This window comes from Vibrio fujianensis, assembly GCF_002749895.1.
Lineage (GTDB): Bacteria > Pseudomonadota > Gammaproteobacteria > Enterobacterales > Vibrionaceae > Vibrio > Vibrio fujianensis.
In genome coordinates, this window is the sequence record NZ_NBUS01000043.1 from 376,721 (window position 1) to 401,650 (window position 24,930).

The 24,930-nt window shown below is 44.0% G+C and carries 27 protein-coding genes and 1 pseudogene; 10 read left to right on the forward strand and 18 right to left on the reverse strand.

Annotated features, from left to right (window positions below):
• A partial coding sequence (locus B7C60_RS12525) for a flagellin (protein WP_245869358.1) occupies positions 1-902 on the forward strand: 902 nt, incomplete at its 5' end.
• A 99-nt stretch (positions 903-1,001) separates the two neighbouring features.
• On the opposite strand, the gene B7C60_RS12530 is transcribed toward B7C60_RS12525, so the two are convergent.
• The 18 genes from B7C60_RS12530 to B7C60_RS12615 all read right to left on the reverse strand — a co-directional run bounded on the left by B7C60_RS12530 (position 1,002) and on the right by B7C60_RS12615 (position 15,910).
• On the reverse strand, positions 1,002-1,289 hold the full coding sequence (locus B7C60_RS12530) for a hypothetical protein (protein ID WP_099611932.1): 288 nt from the start codon (positions 1,287-1,289) through the stop codon (positions 1,002-1,004).
• A 67-nt stretch (positions 1,290-1,356) separates the two neighbouring features.
• The gene (locus tag B7C60_RS12535) at positions 1,357-2,346 is read right to left on the reverse strand and encodes a flagellar motor protein MotB (RefSeq protein ID WP_099611933.1); all 990 of its coding nucleotides are present in this window, start codon (positions 2,344-2,346) and stop codon (positions 1,357-1,359) included.
• Positions 2,346-3,203, reverse strand: coding sequence for a flagellar motor stator protein MotA (motA, locus tag B7C60_RS12540; RefSeq protein ID WP_099611934.1), 858 nt, complete (start codon positions 3,201-3,203; stop codon positions 2,346-2,348). Before motA ends, B7C60_RS12535 begins: the two co-directional genes overlap by 1 nt.
• 9 nt (positions 3,204-3,212) lie before the next feature.
• On the reverse strand, positions 3,213-3,941 hold the full coding sequence (locus B7C60_RS12545) for a FliA/WhiG family RNA polymerase sigma factor (RefSeq protein ID WP_099611935.1): 729 nt from the start codon (positions 3,939-3,941) through the stop codon (positions 3,213-3,215).
• Between the two features lie 12 nt (positions 3,942-3,953).
• Positions 3,954-4,454 carry a flagellar basal body-associated FliL family protein gene (locus B7C60_RS12550; RefSeq protein WP_099611936.1) on the reverse strand — a complete coding sequence of 167 codons (501 nt, stop codon included), beginning with the start codon at positions 4,452-4,454 and terminating at the stop codon, positions 3,954-3,956.
• Between the two features lie 21 nt (positions 4,455-4,475).
• Positions 4,476-5,546: a flagellar hook-length control protein FliK gene (locus tag B7C60_RS12555; RefSeq protein WP_245869361.1), complete on the reverse strand. Its 1,071-nt coding sequence runs from the start codon at positions 5,544-5,546 to the stop codon at positions 4,476-4,478.
• Positions 5,543-5,863: a LafD gene (locus B7C60_RS12560; RefSeq protein WP_099611937.1), complete on the reverse strand. Its 321-nt coding sequence runs from the start codon at positions 5,861-5,863 to the stop codon at positions 5,543-5,545. Before B7C60_RS12560 ends, B7C60_RS12555 begins: the two co-directional genes overlap by 4 nt.
• Positions 5,847-6,233, reverse strand: coding sequence for a flagellar export chaperone FliS (fliS, locus tag B7C60_RS12565; RefSeq protein WP_099611938.1), 387 nt, complete (start codon positions 6,231-6,233; stop codon positions 5,847-5,849). The genes B7C60_RS12560 and fliS overlap by 17 nt, the downstream gene beginning before the upstream one ends.
• 11 nt (positions 6,234-6,244) lie before the next feature.
• On the reverse strand, positions 6,245-7,591 hold the full coding sequence (fliD, locus tag B7C60_RS12570; RefSeq protein ID WP_099611939.1) for a flagellar filament capping protein FliD: 1,347 nt from the start codon (positions 7,589-7,591) through the stop codon (positions 6,245-6,247).
• Between the two features lie 286 nt (positions 7,592-7,877).
• Positions 7,878-8,729, reverse strand: a complete 852-nt coding sequence (gene lafA / locus B7C60_RS12575; RefSeq protein ID WP_099611940.1) for a lateral flagellin LafA — start codon at positions 8,727-8,729, stop codon at positions 7,878-7,880.
• A 146-nt stretch (positions 8,730-8,875) separates the two neighbouring features.
• Positions 8,876-9,673, reverse strand: a complete 798-nt coding sequence (locus tag B7C60_RS12580) for an EAL domain-containing protein (RefSeq protein ID WP_099611941.1) — start codon at positions 9,671-9,673, stop codon at positions 8,876-8,878.
• Positions 9,666-11,756: a flagellar biosynthesis protein FlhA gene (gene flhA / locus B7C60_RS12585; protein ID WP_099611942.1), complete on the reverse strand. Its 2,091-nt coding sequence runs from the start codon at positions 11,754-11,756 to the stop codon at positions 9,666-9,668. Before flhA ends, B7C60_RS12580 begins: the two co-directional genes overlap by 8 nt.
• Positions 11,757-11,787: 31 nt before the next feature.
• Positions 11,788-12,915 carry a flagellar biosynthesis protein FlhB gene (gene flhB / locus B7C60_RS12590; RefSeq protein WP_099611943.1) on the reverse strand — a complete coding sequence of 376 codons (1,128 nt, stop codon included), beginning with the start codon at positions 12,913-12,915 and terminating at the stop codon, positions 11,788-11,790.
• Positions 12,912-13,688 (reverse strand): flagellar biosynthetic protein FliR, encoded by a 777-nt coding sequence (fliR, locus tag B7C60_RS12595; RefSeq protein WP_099611944.1) that lies wholly within the window; start codon positions 13,686-13,688, stop codon positions 12,912-12,914. Before fliR ends, flhB begins: the two co-directional genes overlap by 4 nt.
• Positions 13,688-13,957 (reverse strand): flagellar biosynthesis protein FliQ, encoded by a 270-nt coding sequence (gene fliQ, locus B7C60_RS12600; protein ID WP_099611945.1) that lies wholly within the window; start codon positions 13,955-13,957, stop codon positions 13,688-13,690. Before fliQ ends, fliR begins: the two co-directional genes overlap by 1 nt.
• A 16-nt stretch (positions 13,958-13,973) precedes the next feature.
• A complete protein-coding gene (gene fliP, locus B7C60_RS12605; protein ID WP_099611946.1) occupies positions 13,974-14,696 on the reverse strand; it encodes a flagellar type III secretion system pore protein FliP in 723 nt (240 codons plus the stop codon).
• Between the two features lie 48 nt (positions 14,697-14,744).
• A complete protein-coding gene (gene fliN / locus B7C60_RS12610) occupies positions 14,745-15,113 on the reverse strand; it encodes a flagellar motor switch protein FliN (protein ID WP_099611947.1) in 369 nt (122 codons plus the stop codon).
• Complete coding sequence (locus B7C60_RS12615) at positions 15,110-15,910, reverse strand: FliM/FliN family flagellar motor switch protein (RefSeq protein ID WP_099611948.1); 801 nt, start codon at positions 15,908-15,910, stop codon at positions 15,110-15,112. Before B7C60_RS12615 ends, fliN begins: the two co-directional genes overlap by 4 nt.
• A gap of 382 nt (positions 15,911-16,292) precedes the next feature.
• On the opposite strand from B7C60_RS12615, the gene B7C60_RS12620 reads away from it, so the two are divergent.
• The 9 genes and pseudogenes from B7C60_RS12620 to B7C60_RS19195 all read left to right on the forward strand — a co-directional run.
• Complete coding sequence (locus B7C60_RS12620) at positions 16,293-17,288, forward strand: MotY family protein (protein ID WP_099611949.1); 996 nt, start codon at positions 16,293-16,295, stop codon at positions 17,286-17,288.
• 3 nt (positions 17,289-17,291) lie between these two features.
• The gene (locus B7C60_RS12625) at positions 17,292-18,623 is read left to right on the forward strand and encodes a sigma-54-dependent transcriptional regulator (protein WP_161427746.1); all 1,332 of its coding nucleotides are present in this window, start codon (positions 17,292-17,294) and stop codon (positions 18,621-18,623) included.
• A 12-nt stretch (positions 18,624-18,635) separates the two neighbouring features.
• Positions 18,636-18,995 (forward strand): flagellar hook-basal body complex protein FliE, encoded by a 360-nt coding sequence (gene fliE / locus B7C60_RS12630; RefSeq protein WP_099611951.1) that lies wholly within the window; start codon positions 18,636-18,638, stop codon positions 18,993-18,995.
• A gap of 2 nt (positions 18,996-18,997) precedes the next feature.
• Positions 18,998-20,764, forward strand: coding sequence for a flagellar basal-body MS-ring/collar protein FliF (gene fliF, locus B7C60_RS12635; protein ID WP_099611952.1), 1,767 nt, complete (start codon positions 18,998-19,000; stop codon positions 20,762-20,764).
• Positions 20,727-21,746, forward strand: a complete 1,020-nt coding sequence (locus tag B7C60_RS12640; protein ID WP_099611953.1) for a flagellar motor switch protein FliG — start codon at positions 20,727-20,729, stop codon at positions 21,744-21,746. Before fliF ends, B7C60_RS12640 begins: the two co-directional genes overlap by 38 nt.
• Positions 21,747-21,750: 4 nt before the next feature.
• Positions 21,751-22,515 carry a flagellar assembly protein FliH gene (gene fliH / locus B7C60_RS12645; protein ID WP_099611954.1) on the forward strand — a complete coding sequence of 255 codons (765 nt, stop codon included), beginning with the start codon at positions 21,751-21,753 and terminating at the stop codon, positions 22,513-22,515.
• Positions 22,508-23,875: a flagellar protein export ATPase FliI gene (fliI, locus tag B7C60_RS12650; protein WP_099611955.1), complete on the forward strand. Its 1,368-nt coding sequence runs from the start codon at positions 22,508-22,510 to the stop codon at positions 23,873-23,875. Before fliH ends, fliI begins: the two co-directional genes overlap by 8 nt.
• On the forward strand, positions 23,865-24,305 hold the full coding sequence (gene fliJ / locus B7C60_RS12655; protein WP_099611956.1) for a flagellar export protein FliJ: 441 nt from the start codon (positions 23,865-23,867) through the stop codon (positions 24,303-24,305). Before fliI ends, fliJ begins: the two co-directional genes overlap by 11 nt.
• Positions 24,306-24,488: 183 nt before the next feature.
• Positions 24,489-24,930, forward strand: a pseudogene (locus tag B7C60_RS19195) (hypothetical protein); the annotation flags it as partial.

Here is a 24,930-nt window from a genome sequence, read left to right on the forward strand (position 1 = left end):
TCTCAGCCTATTCTGTTTCTGGTTTTTTGTTGACACAAGGTCAACAGCAAGCAACTTCTGTGCAAATTGCCTCAAAGTCCTTGCAAACGATGGGGAAAGAGCTGACAGGGATGAAGCGACTGTTAACCCAAGCTTTAAATGGCGGCCCACAAAGTGGGCCAGCTAAGCAAGATGAGTTAATCAAGTCCAAGAATACGCTGCATCAGGCTTTACAACAGGCTCAATTTGATGGCAAAAGGGTGGTCGATAATCAGCTGAACTTAAACTTGGATAACGCTGATATCCGTCGTTTTTCAATCCCAGGATTAAATATTCATCGACTAAATGAAAAGGCAGAGCATGTTCGGTTAGACTTTCCACAAGGTCAATCGGTGATGATCCAATTTGATGGCCAATCGGACGGTAAGCGGATGGTTAACATGCTTGACCGTAGTGTGATTCCGATGGGAATGAGAGCATCGTTGAATGACGATGGCAGCATCGTATTTGAGGCACAAGAAGGGCTTTATCATCAAATGCAGCAGCGGGTACTGGTAACGGGCCAAGGGCATCGTTTTCCCGCGGGGCAAGCTAACGCGATTCATTTGAAAGCGGAGCCAGAAGGTGTCTCAGAATTAATGTTTGATTTAGGGTCGCGTGAGGGAATCAAGCAATCGATATCTAAAATTAATCAGCATTTGAATCGTGTCCATGCCAGTTTGCATCAAGCTAAGTTATTTCATAGTCAGCTTCACACCCAAATGCAGTCCTTGCAAACGCAAACAAACCTTGCCTCAACGGCTCAGGTAAACGAGATGTTAGCGGGGTTTATTCACGCATCAGAACATTTTACTGGCACATTCCAAGCCATGAATGCTCAAGCAAATGTACGGCGTCATAGCGTAGTCGCATTACTTAAATAGCTCATCATGGGTTTATACTTGGGTGGATGATATGGTCAATCGATTGGCGACTGACGGTGATCGGGAGTCCGATCCACTGCTTAAAATTAAACCGTGCTTTTATACTAAAAAGAAAAAATACAGAAAACAGACAAATGCCAATAAGGTCGCCGATAAGATAGGATAAATGATGTAGGAATCTTGTCTTTTGGTTCTTTGAAAACAGATAAATGTGAGTAATACATTGTAAATGAGCAGCAGTAGGCTAATCAATGTGCCACTATTGAGTGATAAATTCCATAATTGAGTTAAAAAGAACCCAAGCAAAAGATAGTCTAAAATGATCAGCCACAGAAAGACTTTTTTTAAGCCATCTTTTTTAGCAAGTTGATTGGGTTCTGAATACATAGCGGCACTCAAAAAGAGAGAGTAGATATATTAAGAGAATAGGCCACTGTTGACAGTGACCTATGTTTTATATTTCTTTCAACGGGTTAGCTTTAGTGTTATCGCTCGCATCAGAAAACACTTCTTTGCGTAGAACCGGTTGGTTAAATTCAGCTTTCTCTTTGGCTTTTTGTAGCGCAGAGTCATCTTGATGGCCAAAAAATGTATCTAACACCGCGGCGGCGGGCGTGGTCAGCACAAACAGCTCAACCCTTCGGTTTTCACTTGAGTCGGGTTCCGCTCGGTTGAGTAAGGCACGATCAGACATACCCGTGACTTGCATCACCCGTTCCTCAGGCATGCCGCCAGCGACTAAGGTTTTTCTTGCCATGTCGGCTCGATTGGCTGACAGAGCCCAATTAGACTGCTTACCCACCTGATGCCTAAAGGGGGTAGCATCGGTATGACCACTGATGATTAATGGGTTGCTGATGCGTTGAAACACCGGAGCCAATTCCAAGAGTAAATCTTCAAAAAAAGGCGTTAGTTTTGCCCCTCCTCGACTAAACATATGCTGTTTATAATCATCTTGCAGAACCACTCTCAAGCCTTGTGGTGTAATGGTGACATTAACATTACCCTGAGCGCTTATTTGAGCCATCATTTCATTAATCACCTTCGCAAGTAAGGCTAATTGCTCTTGAGTATCAAACGAGCCCGGTATCAGTGAGTCGCTCTCAGGCCCGTCACCATTGCCCTGAAAAAATGAACTCACGACATGGTTTGAATTGTGTCGACTTAATACCGACGAATCTTGAGCCAAATCAATCGGTGAAATGCTTTGTGCGGTATCGAACGGATTACCATAGCTCTGATCAAAAAAACTTGAACTGTTAAGGTGAGCGACAATGGCTTTGCGCTCATCTTGATCAACAACTTGTAATACCCATAAAACGAGAAATAAGGCCATTAATGCGATCATAAAATCAGCAAAGGCGACTTTCCATGCGCCGCCATGATGTTCATCATGGCCGTGCTTTTTAGCGCGTTTAAAGACCACATGTTCTTGTTTTTGCATTAACCCTCCTGTTCAGCTAACCATTTTTCCATCTGATTGAAGGTCGGTTTTATGTCTAGCTGAATATGTTTACGCCCTGCGTCGATGGCAAGTAGTGTCGGCTTTTTGGCAATGTAAGCGACTAAGGTTGCTCGCACACACTCAAATGCAGACATATCGCGTTTTACTCGTTGCGCCATCGCATTACTGGTTGGGTCTAAAAAACAGTAACAGCCAAAAATACCAATGAATGTGCCGACAAGGGCGGCAGCAACGTGATAGCCAATCAGTGCAATTGAGCCATCAATCGCTTGCATTGTAATGATAATGCCACCAACAGCGGCCAATATACCAAAGCCCGGTAGTGCTTCTGCTGTTCTTTGCAATGAACGGGAAGGAAGCAGAAGATCCGTTTGAATTGCTTCGATTTCTTGTTCTAGTAATCCTTCTAATTCATGAGGCGACATTTGTCCCATTGCCATTAAACGTAAATTGTCGGTAATGAAAGAAACGAGTCTAAAGTCACGTGAAACACGCGAATATTGCGCAAAAATTGGGCTTTGTTCTGGGGTTTCAATATGAGTGTCGAGAGACTTAAAGCCAGAGCTGCGAATGGTTTCAAGTAGAACTTGTAACAGTGCCATCAACTCCATGTAATACTCACGTTCATCTTTGGGGGCTGACAAGATCATGCGCAGTTGTCGCCGCATTTCTTTTAACACTTGCGGGGGGTTACCGACAATGGTTGCTCCGATAGCAGCGCCACCGATAATTAAAATTTCAGCGGGTTGCCAAATAGCTAGCATACTACCGCCTGCCCACATATAACCGCCGAAAACACTCATGAGGATGATGAGTGCACCAAAAATTTTTTGCATGAGTAACTCCTAAGAAGTCAGGTAATGATTAAGTTGTTTGAGTGCTTGCTTGTGCAGTTGACATATCCTTGGTGGGGTGAGATTTAGCACCAAAGCAATTTCATGTAAGTTAAGTTCATGCTGATAGAATAATGTCAGTATCAGTTGGTCGCGTTTGGTCAATTGTTGAATGGCGGACTCAAGACTACGACGAGTGTGTTCATGCTCCATGCCATCATAATCACCACCAAATTGGGCATGACTGTTCATTTCGAGTAATTGATCAAGGCTTTGCATTTCACCCGCTAAGGCTGCATTTTGACGAGCATAATAATCTTGCTCGTCAGTGCCGAGCGCTTTAATTATTTCTGCATCAGTTGGCGGTCGGCCCAATGTTCGGGTCAGATCTCGAGTAACATCATTGAGTTCGTGTGCTTCCTGACGTGTTTTTCGTGAGCGCCAATCTAGTCGTCGTAGCTCATCTAAAATCGCCCCTCGAATTCGGCATACGGCAAAGGCTGGAAAATTAGGGTCTTGAATATCGCCATAACGTCGTCCCGCCTCAATTAAAGCCATTAGACCGATTTGCTGCATGTCTTCGATACCACAATGCGTCGTCGCATGGACACGAAGTTGGTTTACGATTCGCTTAACAATGATCTGATGCTTTTGAAGTAACTCGTGTTCATCGATTTTGTGATTCGATGTTGGGATCTGTTCTGTCGTTACATATTCGTCTTGAAAGTTCAGATCTAGCATAAATGAACTCCGTTATTGCACGACATATTTGGTTAATAAAACATCATCAATTGCTGAGATGATGGGGGTTCCTGAAAATGCTTTCAGCAACGTTTCTTTAACTTCTTTTTGTAGGGTTTCGATCGTTCCTGCTTGTTGCAGTTCGTCAAATGTTTTATGACTAAACAGCTTGAGCAATGAGTTCTGAATGATAGGCATATAGTTATCAATTTCTTTAATCTGCTCAGGTCTACGCGTTTCAATAGCCAGCTCTAACATCACAAAATGTGTTTGTTGTTTTTTACCTTTAACGGTGAGCACGACTCGGTCGAGAGAGTGGAAGGTTCGCTCTTTAGCCTCTTGTTCCTTTCCGCCAGCGAACGGTAGTGGAGCGTTTCCAATTAGGCTCTGGATAATGTTTTCTTCTCCAGTGTGTTTTAAGTACCAAACACCACCAACAACGGTGCCGACAGAAACGAGAGCACTGGTGATGAGCATAGCGAAAATCATGGCGAACATTTGTGGTTTGGTCATCATCTTATCCTCGATAACGAATTAGGCTTGAGTATTGAGCCAGTGTTCTGAATTTGTATCCATTGCGGAATGTGCTTCGTTAGCGGACACTCTCGCGACAAAAATAGGGGTATTTTCCTCTTTTTGCGATGGATAGTGGTTTGGTTGACCACCGCCTTGTCCTGTCCCTATATTAACCTCGACATGGACGAAGTTTTGTTGTTGCAGCTCAGCACGTAAACGTTCAGATATTTGAGTTAATGCCTCGCGTGTTGCTGTGCTATTGGCGTTGATCTGAACATTGAGTTTATCGCCGTCAACACGCACCAATAGTTCCAGTTTTCCTAGCTCGGGTGGATCAAGGCGGATTTTTGCTTCTTGCATATGTTGTTGAGCTTGCAATGTGACTCGGTCATGGAGTACTTGCAGCATTTGCTCTCCCCACTTTCCAGCTTGGGTATCGATCTGTATGGATGCCCATTGTGAGCCAGAGGCTGGTAATGGTGTCGCTGGTGTATCTATGGCTGGGCCTGCATGATTGACCATGGGCGCGATAAGTGGGGAAGGTAAATTTCCCATCGTACTCAAAGAGCTCTGATTTTCCGTTTGAACTGATTTTATGATGTGGCTGGTTTGGGCTGACCATAATTCTGCTGATAGCGGTTGTGTCGCTTCCATCGGTACCAAGGGCGTAAATTTAGTTTCCGTGCTTAGCGAAGCCATCATGGGGGGTAAGCGTGTTGATGCGTTTTCATGCGTATTGAGCGGATCATGGGCGATCCTTTGGCAAAATGAGGAATAACCTTGCTCAGGAATTTCTTGTGTTGGTAAGGTATCACCAGTACTCAATGTTGGAAGAGGGAGCGGTTGTGCAAATGGAGCTTCTGGGAGCTGTGTAGCATCGGTGAGGTGGAGATCATCGATAGCGATTTGATATTGGCTATCCTCAAACTTTAGCTCATCCGTGTTTGACGCTGGATTGGATTGGCGTAGATATTGTCCAAAGGCGGGCATAGAGCCCGATAGCGACGGTTCACTGGTATTTTTGCCAATTTTAGGAGCGTCCAAATCTTGCGAAGAAACGGCAGAACTAGGCGATGAAATAGCGATCATTCGATTATCTCCATTGGCATTGAGAGTTGATAAGCCATGGCTCGTTCTTGTTGCGCATCAAGCATAAGCATGTCTTGTTTTAACTGTTTAGTGGCGACGTTTAGCGCAGTAAATGCAGCCATATGTGCGGCTTTTAATCGTTGCCATTCTGCACCGAGTTCAGGATCACTAAGCGCTGATCGTTGGGTTGAAAGTAGCGTCCTGACTTTGGCATCATAATGATGTAAAGCCTCCCAATCTGAGGCTTTTTGTGCGGCGTCGATTCGTTGGGCTAACTGAAGCAGGTAGCTTGATAGAAGGTTATGCTTGTTTGCCAAAGTTGACCCAGCCTTCTCGAATATTACGCATGACATGTTCTACATTGCTGAGTCGCGCAGCCTCATTTTGTACACTGGCGGTATAAAGCTCAACCTGACAAAAATCATAAAGTTGGTGAAGGTTTTGTGCGATTTCTCCGCCATTTTCTTCATCTAATGCGCTGGTTAATCCAATAAGAATATTCATGCATTTGTTGATACCAATCCCTTTTTCGGCCAAACGACCAGCGGTGAGGTGGCCACGTACACGTTCTAATTCATCCAATAAGCCATCAATCAGCATAACGACTAATTGATGCGGGGTCGCGGCAGCAGCTTGTGCATCAAGGTCGACTTGTTGGTATGAATCGTAGCCTGAATCCAGTAGCATAAATAGGTCTCCTAATGGGTTTGACCAAACATCGACATGGTCTGGTTCATTTGAGTCATTAAAGTGTTCATTTGGGTAAATTGTTTCAGATAGCGTTTATAAGAAGTATCGTATTTCCGTTCTAGGGTGGTTTGTTTGTCGGCAATTCGATCCATACTTGAACGTAGCGCTTCTTTGCGGGAGCTAAATAGTCCTGATGAAAATTTTAAAAATGGTTCGGCCATGTTATCGAGGCGATCTAACAGCGCATCCTTGCCATTAAACATGGCTTCAATTCCTGCACTGTTGTTTTTTTGTGCTTCTTTGAAACGCTCATTGTTGACGGAAAGTTTGCCATCTCGACTTGAGGTGATGCCCACATCACTGAGACGCATGCCATTGAATTCATTTCGAGTAATGGCGGTTAATTGGCTTTGAATTGAACGTAGCGTTGGGTCATTTGCTAAGGCACCACGTTGTTTATTCTCTCCACCGATTCGGCCATACTCATCGAGTGTAGAGACTAAGTTATTGTAGGTTTCAATAAATTTATCGACTTGTTCTTTTGTCCCGTCATTGTCTGGGCCAACCTCTAAGCTAATAGGCGACTCACCAGCGCTTTGCGCCTTAGTGACGGTAATGTCGACGCCATCAATGACGCCTTCGAATTGATTACTTGCGTTTGTGAGCTTTAGCCCTGTATTTTGTGCGCCTAACCAAATCACCGCATCCTGAGGTGCGCTGATTTCCGTTGTATTGAGGAAAGCGTCTTCAAACCAAGCTTGTCCTGTGCCACTGGCACTGACATTAATGCTATTGGTTACCCCGGTTTTAGTACTCGATAACATGAAATGAGTTTGTCCGTTAGAGCGGACTAAGGTAGCGTTCACTCCTGGGTTATCATCGTGGTTATTAATGGTTGTGACCAGTTCAGCCATCGTTGCTTGGCCATCACCATCACGATCGACGCTAGCTAGTTCGACACTCATGGTTTTGCCATCAATTGTAAAATCCAATGTTCCTGTGGCTGGAATTAAGCTTGTCGCCTGTAAATCATCAGGCATGTCTGTTGCGAGTTGATGAGAGCTGGCTACTTGTTCAATAAAAACTTGGTAGTGGCCAGGAAGAGCATTGGCATTAGCGTTACTACTAAAGAAGCCTTCTTGAGACAGGGTCGCTGAATTTTTTACGATGCCACTGGTACGGTTATTCATTTCATTAACCGCGGTGCGAAATTCTCGCAATGCACTTTCTACTTTTCCGAGTGCTGTCAGTTGCGTTTGATAGCGGTCTGACTGAGTTTTATAACGTTGCTGAAACGCTTGTACATCGTAAGTGGCCAATTGCGTGGCCATTGAAATTGGATCGATTGAACTCATGAGGTCATTCCTTATCTCATCTATATTTTGGTCATGCAAATCGAACAATAATGTCGAGACTTATTACTGAGATTAATTGTTAACGCAAAATGTGTGCCTAATATTTATTCATATAAAATCAAAGCGTTATTGTTATTTGTGTCTGTTTGCGGAAGTATGAATTCCTCTTGTGATGTTCCGCACTTCCGATAACTTGCGCTATAGTCGGGTTATTTTTTCTTTTGGGGTGATGTGATTAAAAAACCTCCCGATGGGAGGTTTTGGGATACAGAATGACAGCTTCGCATTAACGAAGTAGAGACATCGCCATACCTGGTAGTTGGTTGGTTTGAGACAATACGGTGGTGCCCGCTTGCATCAACATTTGGTTCTTCGTCATGTTCGATGATTCAACCGCGAAGTCTGCATCCATGATACGGCCTTTAGCTGCTGTGGTGTTCTCAACCATGTTGCCAAGGTTAGTCATTGTGTGCTCTAGGCGGTTAATGTTGGCACCAAATTGAGCGCGGGTTTCACCTAGCTCTGAAATTAGACCTGCTGCACCACTGATTTTATCCAGTGCGGCTTTAGCTTTGTCTGCATCACCGATACCATCAGTAATAGCGGCATCTGCAAGTGTTTCTGCAACTTTTCCAATACTATCTTTAGCGTTAACCGCAAGTGTTTCTGCAGAAGAGGCTCCGATTTGGAAGTTCACCGCGCCTGCTGCAAAACCACCGCCTGCTAATAGCTTTTGACCACCAAAAGCAGTGTTGCTCATGATGTTGGTAAGCTCAGCGGTTAGCTGTTTAAATTCAGTGTCCATCGCAGTGCGGTCAGCTGCACTGTTTGAGCCGTTGAGTGATTGGGTCGCCAAATCGTTCATGCGAAAAACGATGTTGGTCATTTCATCCATCGCACCTTCTGCCGTTTGCATCATAGAGATGCCATCTTGTGCATTACGCATCGCAACATTCATGCCACGAGACTGAGCTTCAAGGCGGTTGGCGATTTGTAGACCAGCGGCGTCATCAGCAGCTGAATTGACACGAAAACCGGTGCTCAAACGCTCCATGGCGGTATTTAAAAGACCACTTGTGTTGTTTAGTGTGTTCTGAGTAACAAGTGAAGCGTAGTTAGTGTGCATCGATAAAGCCATCTTAAGTCTCCTTGGGTTCTTAATTATTTTTTCAGGCTTCGGGAAATTCCCTAGCTAATGACTAGAGGCGGATGATTGGCCAAGAAGATTAATTAAAAATGAAGAAATTTTTTTATTTATCCAATTTTGCTTGGTTTTAGTGAGGTTTATTCCAATGTTGGAGCTTTAAATGAGACGGATGATGGTATATCACTGAAATAGCCAAAGTAATAACTGGCTCCTAAGAGTCGATAGTGGTTGAGTTCATTTTGATTGGCGACTCGGCTTGCTACCCATGTGTAACGATATTTTCTTAAGAATCGCGCAATCGGTAAAAACGCTTCTCTGTGTGTTTTGTCTTCTAAATTGACGACTAATTTGATCATGTCTGGTTTAAAGGTATGAATGCGGTCTAAGTCAGGTTGATTGGTGGAGACTTCTATCCAGAGTAAAAAAGCATTTTCGCGTAGTTTTTCGATAAGTTCAGCGCAATGATCGCTATGATACGCAGTGCTATCTAATTGTATTGACGGGATTATATGCTTGAAGGCTTTGGCGTGATGTTCGATAGCCTGATTGAGATAGCGTGTGCCACTTTCCCATAATAGTGCACTTATCCGAATAGGAACCACTACGTTACTGATCAGATCGGGATGAAAGGTTTCCATTTGAAACTGTGCCTGACGAATGGCTAAATAAAGGCTGTAGAGATCTAAACATAACACCATGGTTTCTGATAAATCAAAGTGGTAAACACTTTGCTCACCAGAGTAGCCAAAACGTAGTGTGAGGTGTTGAAATTCAACCTCCCCCGAATGCGCTTGCCGGATTGCTTGGCAAGCGTGGCGAATATCCTGATTAATAAAAGCGTCATACACAATTTTATCATCATCAGTGGTGATGTTTTGCTTCATTAATTTGCATAAATGCAAATAGATTGCTTGTGCTGAAGTGAGATTAGCCAAGATTTCCTACCACATTGATTTGTTTATTTTCAGGAATTTCATTATAGGATAAAACGGCTAGACCTTGGGTGAAAGTACGTGCGTATCGAGCCAATAAGGGACGTAATTGCGGCATAACTAATAAAATTGGCGTCAGTCCTTGTTGTTTTAACTGTTGCTTGATCAAAGGTAAGTTCTGTTGAAATTGCCTTAAGATATTCGGTTCAATCGGGAAACTATCGAGCATTGTCGGCCCATTTTGTTGTGCTTGCTGTAGTGAAGTGAGCAGGATTTGTTCTAACTCATCGGAAAGTGCATAAACACTGATTTGGTCTTTTTTTCCGGCGATTAAGTTGACTAACGTTCGACGTAACGTGCAGCGAACGTCGGAAGCGAGCAAGATAGGATCTTTGGTATTTTCTGAGGACTCTAACATGGTATTGGCAATACTACGGATGTCTTTCAGTGGTACTTGGTCGAGCAACAGCTGGCGGTATACTTTTAATTGCTGAGCAGGGGTTAAGGCTGCGCTGAGCGCTTCCGCTAGTTTAGGGGCTTGAGCCATTAAACGGTGGTTCATTGCTTCAACATCATCGTGAGTGAAAAGATCGGCAAGGTTAGTTTTCATCACTTTACTAATGTGAGTTGCAATAACGGTTGAGTCGTCAACAACTTGGTAACCCATATTTAGCGCTTTTGCTTTATCATTATGCACAATCCAAATAGCAGGTAACTGATAGGCGGGATCACTGCCCAATATACCGTCAATTTCACCATAGGTTTCACCGACGGCAATCGCCATGAGCCTATCTGGTTCGATAAAACCCTCCTCAATGACTTCGCCATTTAAGGCAATGGTGTATTGATTGGGTTTTAATGCCAAGTTGTCTCGGATTCGTACTTCAGGAAGTAAAAAACCAACTTGTTCTGATAGATTGCGTCTTACACCCCGAATGCGTTGAGTCAGTGGAGCCCCTTGTTCTTTATTGACTAGGTGTACGAGACGATAACCAAGTGATAGCGCGAGGGTGTGTATATGAGGAATGTCGTCCCAAGTCAGTTGGCTTTCTTCCTCGTGCATCGCTTGGGATATGGCTTCTATTTGCCCCATTTGATGGTCTTGGACTGGTTTTTTCATTTGCCGCCAGCCAGCAAATCCAAGCACGGCTGAAAAGGTAAAAAATGCGACATGCGGCATACCGGGCACACTACCGATGATGACCATAATGCCAGCAACAGTAAACAACGTGGCTGGGGTTGCCAATAATTGTTTGTGCATGGTTTCTGACATACCGTTGTCAGTGTCATTAATTCGGGTAACGATGATGGCAGCAGCGGTTGCTAGCAGTAGTGACGGAATTTGTGCAACCAGACCATCACCAATGGTGAGTAGGGCATAGGTTTTAAATGCTTCAGAGGCAGAAAGGCCATGTTCAAACACACCAATGCTAATACCTCCGATAATATTGATAAATAAGATCAGTAGGCCAGCAACGGCATCTCCCCGAATAAACTTAGAAGCACCGTCCATTGAACCATGAAAGTCGGCCTCGTTTGCTACTTCTTTGCGCCTTGATTTCGCGGTTTCTTGATCAATTAACCCAGCGTTTAAATCGGCATCAATCGCCATCTGTTTTCCGGGCAGAGCATCGAGAGTAAAGCGGGCAGATACCTCGGAGATACGTTCGCCGCCTTTTGTGATCACAACGAAGTTAATGATCATCAAAATAACAAAAACCACCATACCCACGACATAGTTACCACCAATAACCACCTCACCGAAAGCTTGAATGACTTTACCGGCGGCGTCGCCACCGTTGTGCCCTTCAAGCAATACAATCCGAGTTGATGCAACGTTCAATGTCAGTCGTAAGAGTGTTGCAACCAGCAATAGGGTTGGAAAGATAGAGAAATCAAGAGGTCTCTTTGCGGTTGTACTGACGAGCAAAACCAAAATGGCGAGAACAATATTGAAGGTAAAGAGAGCATCCAGCAATAATGGTGGCAGTGGCAAGATGACCATCGCTAATACCATCAACAATACAATGGGTATGCCGATGTAGCCTTTTGTGGAAGTTTGGATCTGTTGTAACCGGTTAAGCATGCTCAGGTATCCTTGGGTAAACACAGGTTAATCAGTGTTGCAGGTGTTTAGGTATCGAGAAAATGGGTAATGGATGGGGTTTTTTACCCGCGCCTTTGCGAAAAGCCTTTAATTGCAATACGTAGGTCAGAATATGAGCGACAGCAATATAAAGTTGACTTGGAATCGCTTGTTCGATGGCGGTTGTATGATAAATGGATCGAGTCAACGGTGGAGCATGAATAATTTCCACATGATTTTCTCGGGCAATTCTTTGAATGTGAAGGGCGGTTTCATCTACTCCCTTTGCCACCACAAATGGCGCTTCAGCTAGGTTAGTGTCGTACTTTAATGCCACCGCGTAGTGAGTTGGGTTGGTGATGATGACATCGGCAGTGGGAACCATTTTTTCGATTTTACGGCGTGCAAATTGCTGTTGTATCTGACGAATGCGCTGTTTGATCTCGGGGCGACCTTCGTTATTCTTAAACTCTTCTTTTAGCTCTTGCTTTGTCATTTTTAACTGTTTTAAGTGTTCCCATCGTTGGTACGGGACATCAATCACACCAAAGATCAACAAAGCAAATCCCATCAAGAGCAGGCCATCAAATAAAATAGACATGATTATTGTCACGCCTTGGTTGAGTGGTAAATTTTGCATACCTAACAAGGGTTGGAGATGATTATCTAAATAACCATACAACATGGCAAAAATCACACTGACCTTGAGGGTGGATTTTATCAGCTCAACCAAAGAGCGAGTTGAAAACATGCGTTTTAGCCCGGAAAGTGGGTTGAGTTTGCTTAACTTGGGGAGCACATTGGCAGGACGAAATAGCCAGCCTCCCAGTAACAATGTACTAGCGATGCTGACCACAATAATGACCACAAACATGGGGAGTAGCAGTTCAATCAGTATGGCGAGAGTTTGGCCCAATTGTTCGATCATTTGATTTGGCGAGGCCAGATCGTCTTTGGTCAATGTCATGTTGTAACGAAATATGCCGATGATACGTTGGCAAATTTGCGGAAATTGCGCATAAAAGTAGAGGGTAACGGCTAAGAAAATGACCGCGGTTGTCAATTCTTTTGCGCGTGGAATTTGCCCCTCCTGTCTTGCCTTTTTTATTTTTTGCGGGGAGGCTTTTTCGGTTTTATCCTGTGACGATTGATCGCTCATACTCCCCCCATCATAAAGCGATGCAAATACTGCAACGCATCGTGAACTAAGATGGTATAACGGCTTGGTACACCCGAGATGGAAATCAGTACACTAAATAAGCCCAGCAGCATCGTCATTGGAAACCCCAGTGCGTATATATTTAAGGCTGGCGCGGCACGGTTCATCACACCAAAGCTGAGGTTGGCAAGTAACATCGATACGATCGCCGGTAATGCAAGGGCGAGCACTGAAGTAAACATCCACCCAAAAATATTGATCACTCCTTGTATAGACAGGAGAGAGAGACCAGAGCCGACCGGCCAGATCACAAAGCTTTGAATTAAAATATCAATAACGAGCAAATGCCCCTCTAAGGCTAAAAATAGCAAGGTAGAAAATAGTAAGAAAACGCGACCTAAAATAGCGACAGAGAGCCCATTGACAGGGTCATTCATCATTGCCATGCCTAGCCCCATTTGCAATGAAACAATTTGGCCTAGCATGGTGAAAATAGTGAAAAGCAGGTGGAGAATTAAACCAAACATCATGCCCCAGATGGCTTGTTCAAAAGCTAAAAATAAAGAGGTGAGAGAGAATAACTCCACTTCAGGCATCGCTGGCATGAGAGGGGCTGAAATCACGACAATCGATAATGCCAATAAGCTCCGTACCCAAACGGGGATCAGCGCATCGCCTAAAAAAGGCATTGAGATAAAGACAGCACCAATACGAAAAAAAGGCCACCATAATTGACCAAGCAGCGCAGAAAGTTCAGTAAAGGTGAAGGCCATTAACCGATCATCCCCGGAATGTTATGGAATAAGTAATCAAACAGTTCCATGATGTTGCGCAGCATCCAGTGCCCAGCAAAAATAACCATAAGCAGCGTGACTAAGAGTTTGGGAAGAAAGCTTAATGTTTGTTCGTTAATTTGCGTGGCGGCTTGAAATACCGCGATGCCTAACCCCAAAACAAGGCCGGGAACCACTAAAACCGCCACGATCAATATGATCATCCAGACTGCATCTGTAAATAAGGTCACGGTCATTTCAGGTGTCATGAGCGATTTCTCCTTGTTAGCCAAAACTGGCAGATAAGGTGCCAACCGTCATCGCCCACCCATCAACTAAAACGAAAACCATCAATTTGAAAGGCAGCGAGACGATCAGCGGCGATAGCATCATCATCCCCATCGCCATGAGTACACTAGCAACGACCAAATCAATCACAAGGAAAGGAATAAACAGCATAAAACCTATCTGAAAAGCGGTTTTTAATTCGCTAATCACAAAGGCAGGAAGTACAACAGCAAAGGAAATATCTTCCACCTTTTGGTTTATGGGTTCATTAGCAATGCGCAGCATTTGTTCTAGAGCGCTTTGATGCGTTTGAGCAAGCATGAAATTTCTAACCGGCTGCTCAGCTATCGCAAATGCTTGAACGAGCGTTATTTCGCCATCATCATAAGGTTGAAAAGCATTCTCGTAGATGTCAGACCAAACCGGTCTCATGATCAAAATACTCAGTGAGAGTGCGATACCGACAAGCACTCGGTTCGGCGGACTTTGCTGCAAACCTAAAGCCTGCCTGAGAATGGCTAATACAACGATAATCCGGGTAAAGCTTGTAGCCATTAAAACAAAAGCAGGCAAGAAGCTTAATGCCGTCATTAATAACAGGATCTGTAATTTGACACTGTATTCTTGCTGTGTTTGGCCATCACTCACCGATAGAAAAGTCACCCCACCTTCGGTGGCAAATGTTGGAAATGACATCATGCTCAATAACAAGATTGCCATCCATAGTGCGCGGTTTGAGTCGATTGATATGCTTTGGTTTATCACGGTTTATTGACCGACACCAGCTAAGGCTGAATCAAGAACATCGATAAGTCTTAAGCCATACTTGTCATTAATCACCACCACTTCGGCATGTCCCATGAGAGCACCGTTAACTTTAACATCCAGTGGTTCACCATTGAGTTTGTCTAACTCAAGCACAGTACCTTCACCGGCTTTCATCAAGTCGCCTAGAGTAATTTCTTTACTTGCAACCTCTAAAGTAACGGTGACCGGAATATGTTTAAAAAAGCTGAGATCGCGTTCAGTCACCGTCGGTGCAGCGGTAGAGACCTCGGCATCAAGATCTTCAAGTTGAAAGTTATCAAAGTTAATATCGTCGGTGTCGAACGTGGTGTTATCAAAAGATTCGCTCATGAGTGCGATTCCCTATTTTGGTTAAAAATCAATACGAGTTGGCCGTCGTTTTCAGCAACGCGACCGGAAAAAAGCGTTTGGTTACCAATGCTTAAAGGAACGTTATTTAGAAGCTCGATGGGCAAAATATCTTCCGCCTGAAGTTGTATAACCTCACTCAACGGCATGGTTTTTTTGGCTAGTATCGCGTTAAGACGTACAGGAGTAGACATTAACGCTGTTTTGAACGGCAAGGTGAGATCTGACTGCGATTGAAGTTCAAATTGGTCGATAAGTGTTTGTATTAATTGTCCATCCAATTTCAGGTGGATCAAACCGACACATTCATTCAGCGTCACGGTGATTTGCACATCAAGACCAATACCACTTGTGGGCTGGAAATGATCATGTTGCCACATATGACTTGGCGCTAACCAATCGCCCATTAACTTACTGATTTTTTCTTGGATCCGGATGTCACTGCTTGTTAAAGACAACGTTGTGCGCGCTACCGGTGCACCATAAAAGCGATCAGCCAGTGTTATTAATAGTGCTGTATCAGTATGAATATAGATCAAACCACCGGCTTGATGCCGCAATGTCGAGGTGTGAGCCGCTTCCATTTCTGCTGGTGAAAAAGAGTGTAACTCGACAGCCTGCAACTGCGATTCAATTTGGTTGGTTTTTAGCCATTTCTGTAGCTCATGAGTTAAGCCATTACAAGACTCTGAAATTAAGTCAAACAATTTTTCACGTATAATGTGAATTGGTTTGCCTAATAATTCTACATTTAAAATCTGCTCGTCTGAATTAGCCATTTAAACTCTGCTTTACCTATATTTTGCTTTATTTTAACAAATGGTATTTATTTCCGGTTTGGACGACAGTTTACACAGGGTTATTTATTTTTTATTAGCTCGATATTTTGATAATGTGACATTGCTTCACGTTTTGACATTGGCTTGACAAAGTGTTGTTCAATTAAACTCCAAAAAAAGGTAATTTACTCACCATTAATTAGATAACAAAAATAATTTTTTTTTGAGCGTTTTGACGTTTTTTTATACTTGGTGGTATTTGTCTGTTAAAAGCCGTTTTGTATAAAATCGTCATGATGGTTTGAATCTTATTGAGCAACGGATCTTGCTTTAAAAATAGACAGTGGAAAGCAAGGATGTTGGCTCAGGTTAAGGTTTTTATATGACATTTTATGGCCTAAAAAACAGTAATAAGGCATATCTAAACATCTTCTCAAAATCATCGAATAATCAGAAGTATCAAAAGATGAAAAATTTTTTTACATTGTTTTTTGCTGCTTATTTATTATTTTTTTCGATGATCTTATATGCTTCTGAAAATAAAATTAATATACCGATGGATTTGTCTGATTGGTCATTTCAAGGAAGTCAATTGGAATGTAATTTAATTCACTCGGAAGTTCCGCAGGGGAAGTTTTATTTCCGCTCGGTTTCTAATAGTGATATTTCTTTTGTGGCAAAAGTAAGTGGTAATGATAAATGGAGTCAAGCTGAACTCCAGAGTATTCAAGCACCATGGCAAAGAGATTCTAAAATTTTAGTGATCGACACACTTGAGCCCAAAAAACACCAAACAACATTTAGATTTAATCAGCGTATTGTTGAGCTTTTAGGTGATATACAACATGGCCGTTGGATCCAATTATCCTTCACTGGAAATCAAGGTTCCATGACATTAATTGTGCCGACAATTCATAGCCAATCATCACTTGAGTTGTTTAATCACTGTCGTTCAGAACTGCCGAAAATGACCTTTGCTCAAGCGCGAGACGTTGTCTTGTGGTTTGCTTCTGGGCAAATCGCATTGTCGCCTGATCAAGTGCAGCAACTGGACGCCTTAAGCAGCTATATCAACAAGGATTCTCGCATCAGCCGAATTTTGATTGATGGATATACCGATAATCTCGGTTCATCAGCGTCGAATCTTGTTGTCGCTAGGAAACGAGCAGAGACAGTAGCACAAGCGCTTATTCAATTGGGCGTGGATAACACCCTGATTGAGATAAGAGCGCATGGCTCACGTTATCCTATTGCAAACAATCAGACGGTTGGTGGAAGAGCGAAAAATCGGCGCATTACACTGAGGCTGGTGAAAGGTAATGAAGACGTCGTTCCTTACGATCAACATGACACACAAATGATAAAAGGTAATGGTTGAATGATGGCGAAGATGGAAGTTTTATTGGTTGAGCCAAATGATGCTTTTGCTCAGCCTGTTTTAAATGTTTTACACAAGGCTGGCTATGCTCCTCGCCACGCTCGTACCGGACGCAGTGCTTTATTAGAAACGCGAGCCAAAATTACCTTGGTAAGCTCTAACCTACCCGATATGTGTATTCGGGAGTTTGTCGCGTGTCATCAAAAGCACTCTCACTCAGGTGTGGTGATTGCTATTGTTGAGCAAGAGCAAGGCATTTTGGCGGCAGAGACAATGAAAGCGGGAGCAACCGACTATTTGTTGCGCCCATTTGAAACGAATCAGCTTGTGAGTTTACTGACTCGAGTTGAAGCACTGGAAAAGCCTCTCGCCAATATTGTTGCTGAATCTTGGCGAAGTAAGCAGGTTTTGCAACTAGCCCATCGTGCTGCTTGTACTTCTGCCAGTGTGCTGATTACTGGTGAGTCTGGTACCGGTAAGGAAGTGTTAGCTCGTTATATACATGAACACAGTGCCTGTGCAACAGGGCCTTTTATTGCTGTTAACTGTGCGGCCATTCCAGAATCGATGTTAGAAGCGGTCTTATTTGGTCATGTTAAAGGGGCTTTTACCGGAGCTACCACTTCACAAAGTGGTAAATTTGAAGAAGCCCATGGTGGAACCATTTTACTTGATGAAATCGGTGATATGTCGCCGGCGGTTCAAGCTAAGTTATTACGTGTACTTCAAGAGCGTCAGGTGGAAAGAGTTGGCAGCCACAAAGTGATTGATCTGGATATCCGAATCATTGCAGCGACCAATAAAAATCTATGTGAGGAAGTGCAAAAAGGAACTTTTCGTGAAGATCTCTATTACCGTTTAGACGTACTTCCGCTGCATTGGCCACCATTAAGAGAGCGTAAGGAAGATATTTTACCAATTAGTCATTTCTTTATCGAAAAATATCAAGGACGCAGTCAATGCTATCTGTCTCAAGATGCGGTCGTCGCGTTGAGTCAATACCACTGGCCTGGAAATATTCGAGAATTAGAAAACGTTATTCAGCGAGCACTGATCATGCGTCATGGTGATTATATTACTGCTCCAGATTTGATGTTGCCGGTGGAATTGGCGGTTCAAGCATCCTCAGTAGATCGTGTCGCCAGTTTTGGACATATCGAAGCGAAAAAACAAGCCGAGTTTCAGTTTATTTTGGATAAGTTACGTCAGTTTGGTGGTAATCGTACAAAAACCGCTGATGCGCTCGGGGTCACGACTCGTGCTTTAAGATACAAGCTTGCGGCGATGCGTGAGTATGGCATCGATTTACAATCAGTACTTGGCTCGGCAGCCTAAAGGAGAAATATGATGGCTAGTCAACCATTAAATAATGCAGTATCTGCAGAGCAGCTCATGCTTTCTAAAATGGACATCATGCGTACGCATGTCCAACAACCTGAATTTATTGTTAAGGCCAATCCATTGGATGTCAAAGACCTAAACCCTCCGCTCTCTTTTTCACAAGCGATAACCAATGTATTAGATACGGTCAACCAACATCAGTCTGTCGCGAGTCAAAAGATGGCTGAGGTTGATAGCGGGCTAAGTGATGATTTAACCGGGGCAATGATCGCAAGTCAAAAAGCCAGTTTGTCCTTTAGTGCCTTAATGCAAGTTCGCAATAAGGTGGTCACTTCCTTTGAAGATATTATGAAGATGCCGGTGTAATAATGGCTGAATTATCGACTCAGGTGGCAGGAGCGGCCACCATTCAACCCGCTGTGACTCCAACAGCGCAAGCAAGCTCGCTAAAAGGCATGGGTGACCTTTCTTTTAAAATCAAAAAATTATGGTCTAGTAGCCAGCGAAACTTAGTGCTTTCTGCTGTGCTAGCGGCGATTGTGGCGGCGATCATTGTTGTTGCGCTTTGGAGTTCTTCGCAAAGTTTTAGGCCTTTATACAGCCAGCAAGAGCGCTTTGATATTGGAGAGATCATCTCCGTACTTGAAAATGAAGGTATCAGTTACCGCATGCAAGAGCAAAATGGGCAAGTACTTGTGCCCGAAGGTGATGTTGCTCGGATTCGAATGCTGCTTGCAACTAAAGGGGTCAAAGCAAAATTGCCAACAGGGTTAGATTCGCTGAAAGAAGATAGCTCTTTGGGAACCAGCCAATTTATGGAAACTGCCCGCTATAAGCATGGTTTAGAGGGGGAGTTGGTCCGTACGATCATTTCACTCAATGCGGTATCTAATGCTCGAGTTCACTTGGCTATTCCTCGTCAAACGCTTTTTGTTCGCCAGAATACAGAGAACCCATCGGCTTCTGTGATGTTGGAGTTGAAACCCGGTGAAGACTTAAAACCGGATCAAGTCGAAGCGATTATTAACTTGATCGTTGGTAGCGTAACAGGAATGAAACCGGAGTTTGTTTCGGTCATCGACCAATATGGACGACTGTTGAGTGCCGATGTTGCCTCGCTAGAAACAGGCAAAGTGAACGTTAAATTCTTGGAATACCAAAAAAATGTTGAAAAACAAGTCATTCAACGTGCATCTGACATGCTGACACCGATTGTGGGGCCAAGTAATTTTCGAGTACAAGTAACGGCGCATATGAATTTTAGCCAGATCGAAGAAACACAAGAGATTGTCGATGACTCGCCGGTAGTACGCAGTGAACACAGTATCCAAAGCAATGTTATTGACCAGATTGCGTTGGGTATCCCCGGCTCACTCAGTAATAAACCCCCCGTAACCGGTGCTAAAGCGAAAACGCAGGCCAAGGAAAGCCAAAATACCAATGCTCGCTCAGAGATTAATCGACAATTCGCGCTTGGTAGCAGTATTCGTCGTACTCAATATCAACAGGGACAAGTTGAAAAATTGAACGTTTCTGTACTGATTAACTCACAAGCCTCCCCTGATGGGAACGGTTGGACTGAGAGTGAAAAAACACAGATCTTGAATATGTTGATGGATGCGGTTGGCATCACTGAAGATCGAGGTGACCGCTTGAGTCTGATGAGCTTTAACTTTACACCAATGGATATCGAAGCCACCCCTGCCTTGCCTTGGTGGCAAGATCCAACCGTGCAGCAACCGATTCGTTATGTCATTGGTGGTGTGTTGTGTATGGCGATGATTCTCTTTGTGCTACGACCATTGATTATGCATCTCACCGGTGCCGATCAGCGTAAGCAAGAACTTGAGTTGTCTGAACCACAAGAAGAAGTCACTTATGACAATGTTCAAACCCGAGAAGAGCGTGAACACGAAGCCACATTGAATCGACGTTTGGCTGAAAAAGGTATCGCAGTTTCATCCGGTCTAGATGTCAACAGTGACATGTTACCGCCCTCTGGTTCACCGCTTGAAATTCAATTGAAGCATTTGCAGCTTATCGCAAATGAAGAGCCTGAGCGGGTAGCTGAAGTATTAAAACAATGGGTAAATGTGAATGAACACAGTGCAGTCGACGCAAAAGCAGACGCTTAGTCATGTAGAGCAGACCGCTCTTGTCTTATTAGGAATGGGCGAAGACGCTGCAGCGAAAGTCCTGCAGCATTTTAATCGGGATGAAACTCAGCGAGTGACCCGAGCCATGGCTCGATTGAGCAGTATCAAGAGCGATATGGCAAGAGTAATCATCCAACATTTTTTTGAAGATTTTCGTGAACACAGTGGCATCCGTGGCGCTTCTAAAGAGTATTTATCAAATACCTTGCGTAAAGCGCTTGGTAACGATTTAGCCAAAGGGTTATTGAATAATCTTTACGGGGATGAGATTCGCAATAATATGCAGCGACTGCAATGGGTAGATGCGGAAGTATTAGCCCGTTTTATTGCCAATGAACATCCGCAAATGCAGGCGATTTTTCTGGCTTATTTACCCGCAGACAGTTCATCGGCAGTATTGAAGTTTTTGCCAGCCGATTACCACGATGAATTGCTGTTCCGTATCGCACGGTTGCAAGATATTGATCATCAGGTTACTGCCGATTTGAATGATTTGATTGAGCGTTGTATTGAGCAGGTTTCAACCAGTCAGAGCGCCCCGTTAACGGGGGTTAAACAGGTTGCCGATATCATCAATCGCTTTGAAGGTGATCGCGCTTCATTGATGGAGATGCTCAAACTACATGATGAAGACGTGGTGCGTGAAATTGAACAGAATATGTTTGATTTCATGATATTAGCTCGTCAAAAAGAAGAAACCATGGACGTGTTAGTTCAACAGGTTCCGATGGAGCTGTGGGCTGTCGCCTTGAAAGGAGCAGACATTACCTTACAGCAAGCCATTAAGCGTTCGATGCCTCAGCGCATGGTTAAAGCTCTAGAAGATGACATGCAAATGCGAGGTGCGGTTGGCTTAAGCCGTGTCGAGCGGGCTCGTCAAGAGATCATGGAATTGATCCGTGAACTCAGTGAAGCGGGCGAAATAGAATTACTGTTATACCAAGAGCCAACGGTGGAGTAGTAACATGGCTGATTCTAGCAATATGTTCATGTCAAAAAAAATGCGCTTATCCCCAGCGGCTTATCGTCGTCATCGGTTTCCACCTTTAGCGCAAGCGAATACGATTGATGAGCGATTGAGTCTAGAGAGTGAACAGCCAACGTCGCCAATTGACTTACAGCAACGTTTAGAAGCGGGCTTTCAGCAAGGAATGGAGCAAGGCCATGAAGAGGGATTTCGTCAGGGATTAGACCAAGGCGTTCAGCAAGGAGTGCTTGAAGGACAGAAAGAAGGTTTCCAAAAAGGATTTGTTTCCGGTGAACAAGCAGGAAAAAAAATGTTCACAGAGGCTGTTCAACCGGTTCATGAGTTATATAAAGCATTATCGCGTTGGCAAGTCGAAAAAGAACAACAACAGCGCCATGTTATTTGTCAGTTGGTACAAAAGGTAGCCCAGCAAGTGATTCGTGCTGAGTTAACTTTGATGCCGCAGCAAATTCTAGCCTTAGTCGATGAGACGTTAGAAGCGATGCCGGGTAAACATGAGACCGTGACGGTTTATCTTAACCCGCAAGATTTAGAACGTATTACTCAGATTAATACCGAGCTAGCAGCAAACTGGAAGCTGGTTGCTAAACCCGAGTTGCCAGTGGGAGGGTGTCATCTAGTGACTGAGGATGCAGAAGCCGATGCCAGTTGCCATTCTCGCCTAGAAGATTGTATGGATAATATCAAGCAACACCTTTTAGACGAAGTGGTGCTTCCGCAGGCAGACGTTGTTAATGAGTAATCCTGCATTTCGAGATTTGTTAAATGAGCGAATGAGTGAGGCCATTGCCTCGCTGGATTCAGTGCCTATTGCTCGAGTTACCGGTCGACTAGTCAAAGTGAGCGGTTTAATGCTGCAAGCTGTTGGTTGCCGTTTTAAGTTGGAACAGCGTTGTTTGGTTGAGACTGATGAAGGCGACATGATCGAAGCTCAGGTGGTAGGGTTTGACCATACCGTTGCTTATTTGATGCCGATTCGCCGTTTAGGCGGCTTATTTGCGGGAGCGAAAGTGATTCCGCTTGATGGCGATAGTACCGTGCAATTAAGTAGCCAATGGCTCGGCCGTGTCGTCAATGGTCTTGGTGAAGCATTGGATGACGAGCCTGCATTAAAAGGCGGTGAGCGAGTCTCTCTTGAACCCAAGCCAATTAACCCATTAAAACGCCGCTCAGTCGATACCCCTCTTAATGTTGGGGTCAGGGCGATCAATGGGTTGCTGACAGTAGGAAAAGGTCAACGAATTGGCCTGATGGCTGGTAGTGGCGTGGGAAAAAGCGTTTTAATGGGAATGATCACGCAAAATACCGAGGCGGATGTTATCGTTGTCGGCTTAATTGGTGAGCGGGGCAGAGAAGTCAGGGAGTTTGTTGAACGTAACTTTACCCCAGAAACGCGTCGAAAAGCGATTGTTATTGCCGCCCCTGCTGATGAATCACCGTTAATGCGATTACGTGCCACTTTATTATGCCATCGTGTGGCGGAATATTTCCGCGATCAAGGCAAGGATGTACTACTGTTGATGGATTCATTAACTCGTTACGCCATGGCTCAGCGTGAAATTGCCTTATCGCTAGGTGAACCACCGGCATCAAGAGGATATCCACCGTCAGTTTTTGGCATGCTTCCACAATTACTTGAGAGAGCGGGCAATAGCGATAATCTACATGGCAGCATGACGGCAATTTACACGGTGTTAGCCGAAGGGGATGATCAGCAAGATCCGGTGGTGGATTCTGCTCGCGCTATCCTTGATGGGCACATTGTCTTGTCACGTCAGCTCGCCGAACAAGGACACTATCCTGCAATTGACATCAATGCTTCAATCAGTCGCTGTATGACTGCGTGCACGCAAGATACCCACAATACCATTGCTAATCAATTCAGGTTGCTTTATTCAAATTACCTGCAAGTAAAAGAATTACTGCCATTAGGGGGGTATCAACCAGGGCAAGATCCTGAACTGGATCGCTCGGTAGCGATTTACCCTCAGTTAAGAAACTACTTACAACAAGCCGCGAATGAATCGGTCGACTATTCGACTAGCTTGACTCAGCTTGCTCAGTTATTTCAATCACAGTCGGTGATAAATGATGGAAGCTAAGCTAAAAGCTGTCGGTAAATTGCAATTGATGGAAGAAAAACAGCGTGATCGGATCGGGGTAGAACTTGATGAGACTCGGCAACGGCACGCTCATTTACAGACCCAACTCGAAAAATTGTCTGCGCTGAAGCATGATTCCAGTCAATCAGCATTGATGACGCCAAGATTAAATAGCACGACATTGATGAATTTAAATCGAGTTGATCAAATGCTCCAAAAATTGCTCTTGCACCATGAACATGAACAAGCCGTGATTGAAGCACAGTGCTCGTCAATGCAAAAACAGCTAGCCCATAAGCATGCTCGAGTTCAAGGGCTAGAAAAAGTCCTTGATCGCTGGCGAGCGAAGCAGCGTTATGAAAAAGCGAAGAAAGAGCAAAAACTGATAGAAGATATCATCAATTCGCGTTTGAAGAGAAAAACACCATAGTCAAGTAACAGTGAATGATGCCATCATCTCTTCGCGGTGTCGTTTATCATCAATGGAAATGGCCCTAGCGGGAATTTATACATACGGTTGCATTGTTTGTCTGTTGATATAATATCCATACCTCAACAATGCCTGTTCCTAAATGCAAGCTAAGGGATCGACAATCACATAGGGAGAAAACGCTTGGTTATTACATTAATTGCACTTGCTGCATTGCTGTATGGATTTTATGCCACGAGGCGATTATCCAAATTAGAACTTCGGCTTTCTTTGCTTGAACGTCAATTACGGTTGCTGCATAGCCAATTGTTTAATCCAACTGAGCGTACTCAAGCCTCGCCCGATCCTGCAGAGTCTGTTGCTGATGCTCAACCTAGTATGCCATCCGCTCGTGTTGATAACGCTCCTTCGCCAAGCGAGTGTTCAAACTATGAACAAGAGACGGTCATTGAAAAACAGCCAGCATTATCTGAGACAAGATCAACAGAACGTGTATCTGTCTCGAGTTTAGTTACCCATGAGAAAAGCTGGCTTGAAAAACAAGCCGGTCGTTTTGTTGCGAATTTTAGAGAGCATTGGCTCGTTTGGATTGGTGCACTTGCTATGTTGGTTGGCAGTGGTTATC

Bases quoted from the DNA above. Each gene is read 5' to 3' on its own strand.
- fliD (WP_099611939.1), bottom strand. From the start codon at position 7,591: ATGAGTTCAATCGATCCAATTTCAATGGCCACGCAATTGGCCACTTAC.
- flhA (WP_099611942.1), bottom strand. From the start codon at position 11,756: ATGCTTAACCGGTTACAACAGATCCAAACTTCCACAAAAGGCTACATC.
- B7C60_RS12555 (WP_245869361.1), bottom strand. From the start codon at position 5,546: ATGATCGCTATTTCATCGCCTAGTTCTGCCGTTTCTTCGCAAGATTTG.
- fliF (WP_099611952.1), top strand. From the start codon at position 18,998: ATGGCTGAATTATCGACTCAGGTGGCAGGAGCGGCCACCATTCAACCC.
- fliS (WP_099611938.1), bottom strand. From the start codon at position 6,233: ATGCTACTGGATTCAGGCTACGATTCATACCAACAAGTCGACCTTGAT.
- motA (WP_099611934.1), bottom strand. From the start codon at position 3,203: ATGCAAAAAATTTTTGGTGCACTCATCATCCTCATGAGTGTTTTCGGC.
- fliR (WP_099611944.1), bottom strand. From the start codon at position 13,688: ATGGCCTTCACCTTTACTGAACTTTCTGCGCTGCTTGGTCAATTATGG.
- fliN (WP_099611947.1), bottom strand. From the start codon at position 15,113: ATGAGCGAATCTTTTGATAACACCACGTTCGACACCGACGATATTAAC.
- lafA (WP_099611940.1), bottom strand. From the start codon at position 8,729: ATGGCTTTATCGATGCACACTAACTACGCTTCACTTGTTACTCAGAAC.
- B7C60_RS12620 (WP_099611949.1), top strand. From the start codon at position 16,293: ATGACATTTTATGGCCTAAAAAACAGTAATAAGGCATATCTAAACATC.
- fliH (WP_099611954.1), top strand. From the start codon at position 21,751: ATGGCTGATTCTAGCAATATGTTCATGTCAAAAAAAATGCGCTTATCC.
- B7C60_RS12550 (WP_099611936.1), bottom strand. From the start codon at position 4,454: ATGACCAAACCACAAATGTTCGCCATGATTTTCGCTATGCTCATCACC.
- fliP (WP_099611946.1), bottom strand. From the start codon at position 14,696: ATGGCAATCTTGTTATTGAGCATGATGTCATTTCCAACATTTGCCACC.
- B7C60_RS12545 (WP_099611935.1), bottom strand. From the start codon at position 3,941: ATGCTAGATCTGAACTTTCAAGACGAATATGTAACGACAGAACAGATC.
- B7C60_RS12625 (WP_161427746.1), top strand. From the start codon at position 17,292: ATGGCGAAGATGGAAGTTTTATTGGTTGAGCCAAATGATGCTTTTGCT.
- B7C60_RS12530 (WP_099611932.1), bottom strand. From the start codon at position 1,289: ATGTATTCAGAACCCAATCAACTTGCTAAAAAAGATGGCTTAAAAAAA.
- fliQ (WP_099611945.1), bottom strand. From the start codon at position 13,957: ATGACACCTGAAATGACCGTGACCTTATTTACAGATGCAGTCTGGATG.
- B7C60_RS12615 (WP_099611948.1), bottom strand. From the start codon at position 15,910: ATGGCTAATTCAGACGAGCAGATTTTAAATGTAGAATTATTAGGCAAA.
- B7C60_RS12640 (WP_099611953.1), top strand. From the start codon at position 20,727: ATGAACACAGTGCAGTCGACGCAAAAGCAGACGCTTAGTCATGTAGAG.
- fliI (WP_099611955.1), top strand. From the start codon at position 22,508: ATGAGTAATCCTGCATTTCGAGATTTGTTAAATGAGCGAATGAGTGAG.
- B7C60_RS12535 (WP_099611933.1), bottom strand. From the start codon at position 2,346: ATGCAAAAACAAGAACATGTGGTCTTTAAACGCGCTAAAAAGCACGGC.
- flhB (WP_099611943.1), bottom strand. From the start codon at position 12,915: ATGAGCGATCAATCGTCACAGGATAAAACCGAAAAAGCCTCCCCGCAA.
- fliJ (WP_099611956.1), top strand. From the start codon at position 23,865: ATGGAAGCTAAGCTAAAAGCTGTCGGTAAATTGCAATTGATGGAAGAA.
- fliE (WP_099611951.1), top strand. From the start codon at position 18,636: ATGGCTAGTCAACCATTAAATAATGCAGTATCTGCAGAGCAGCTCATG.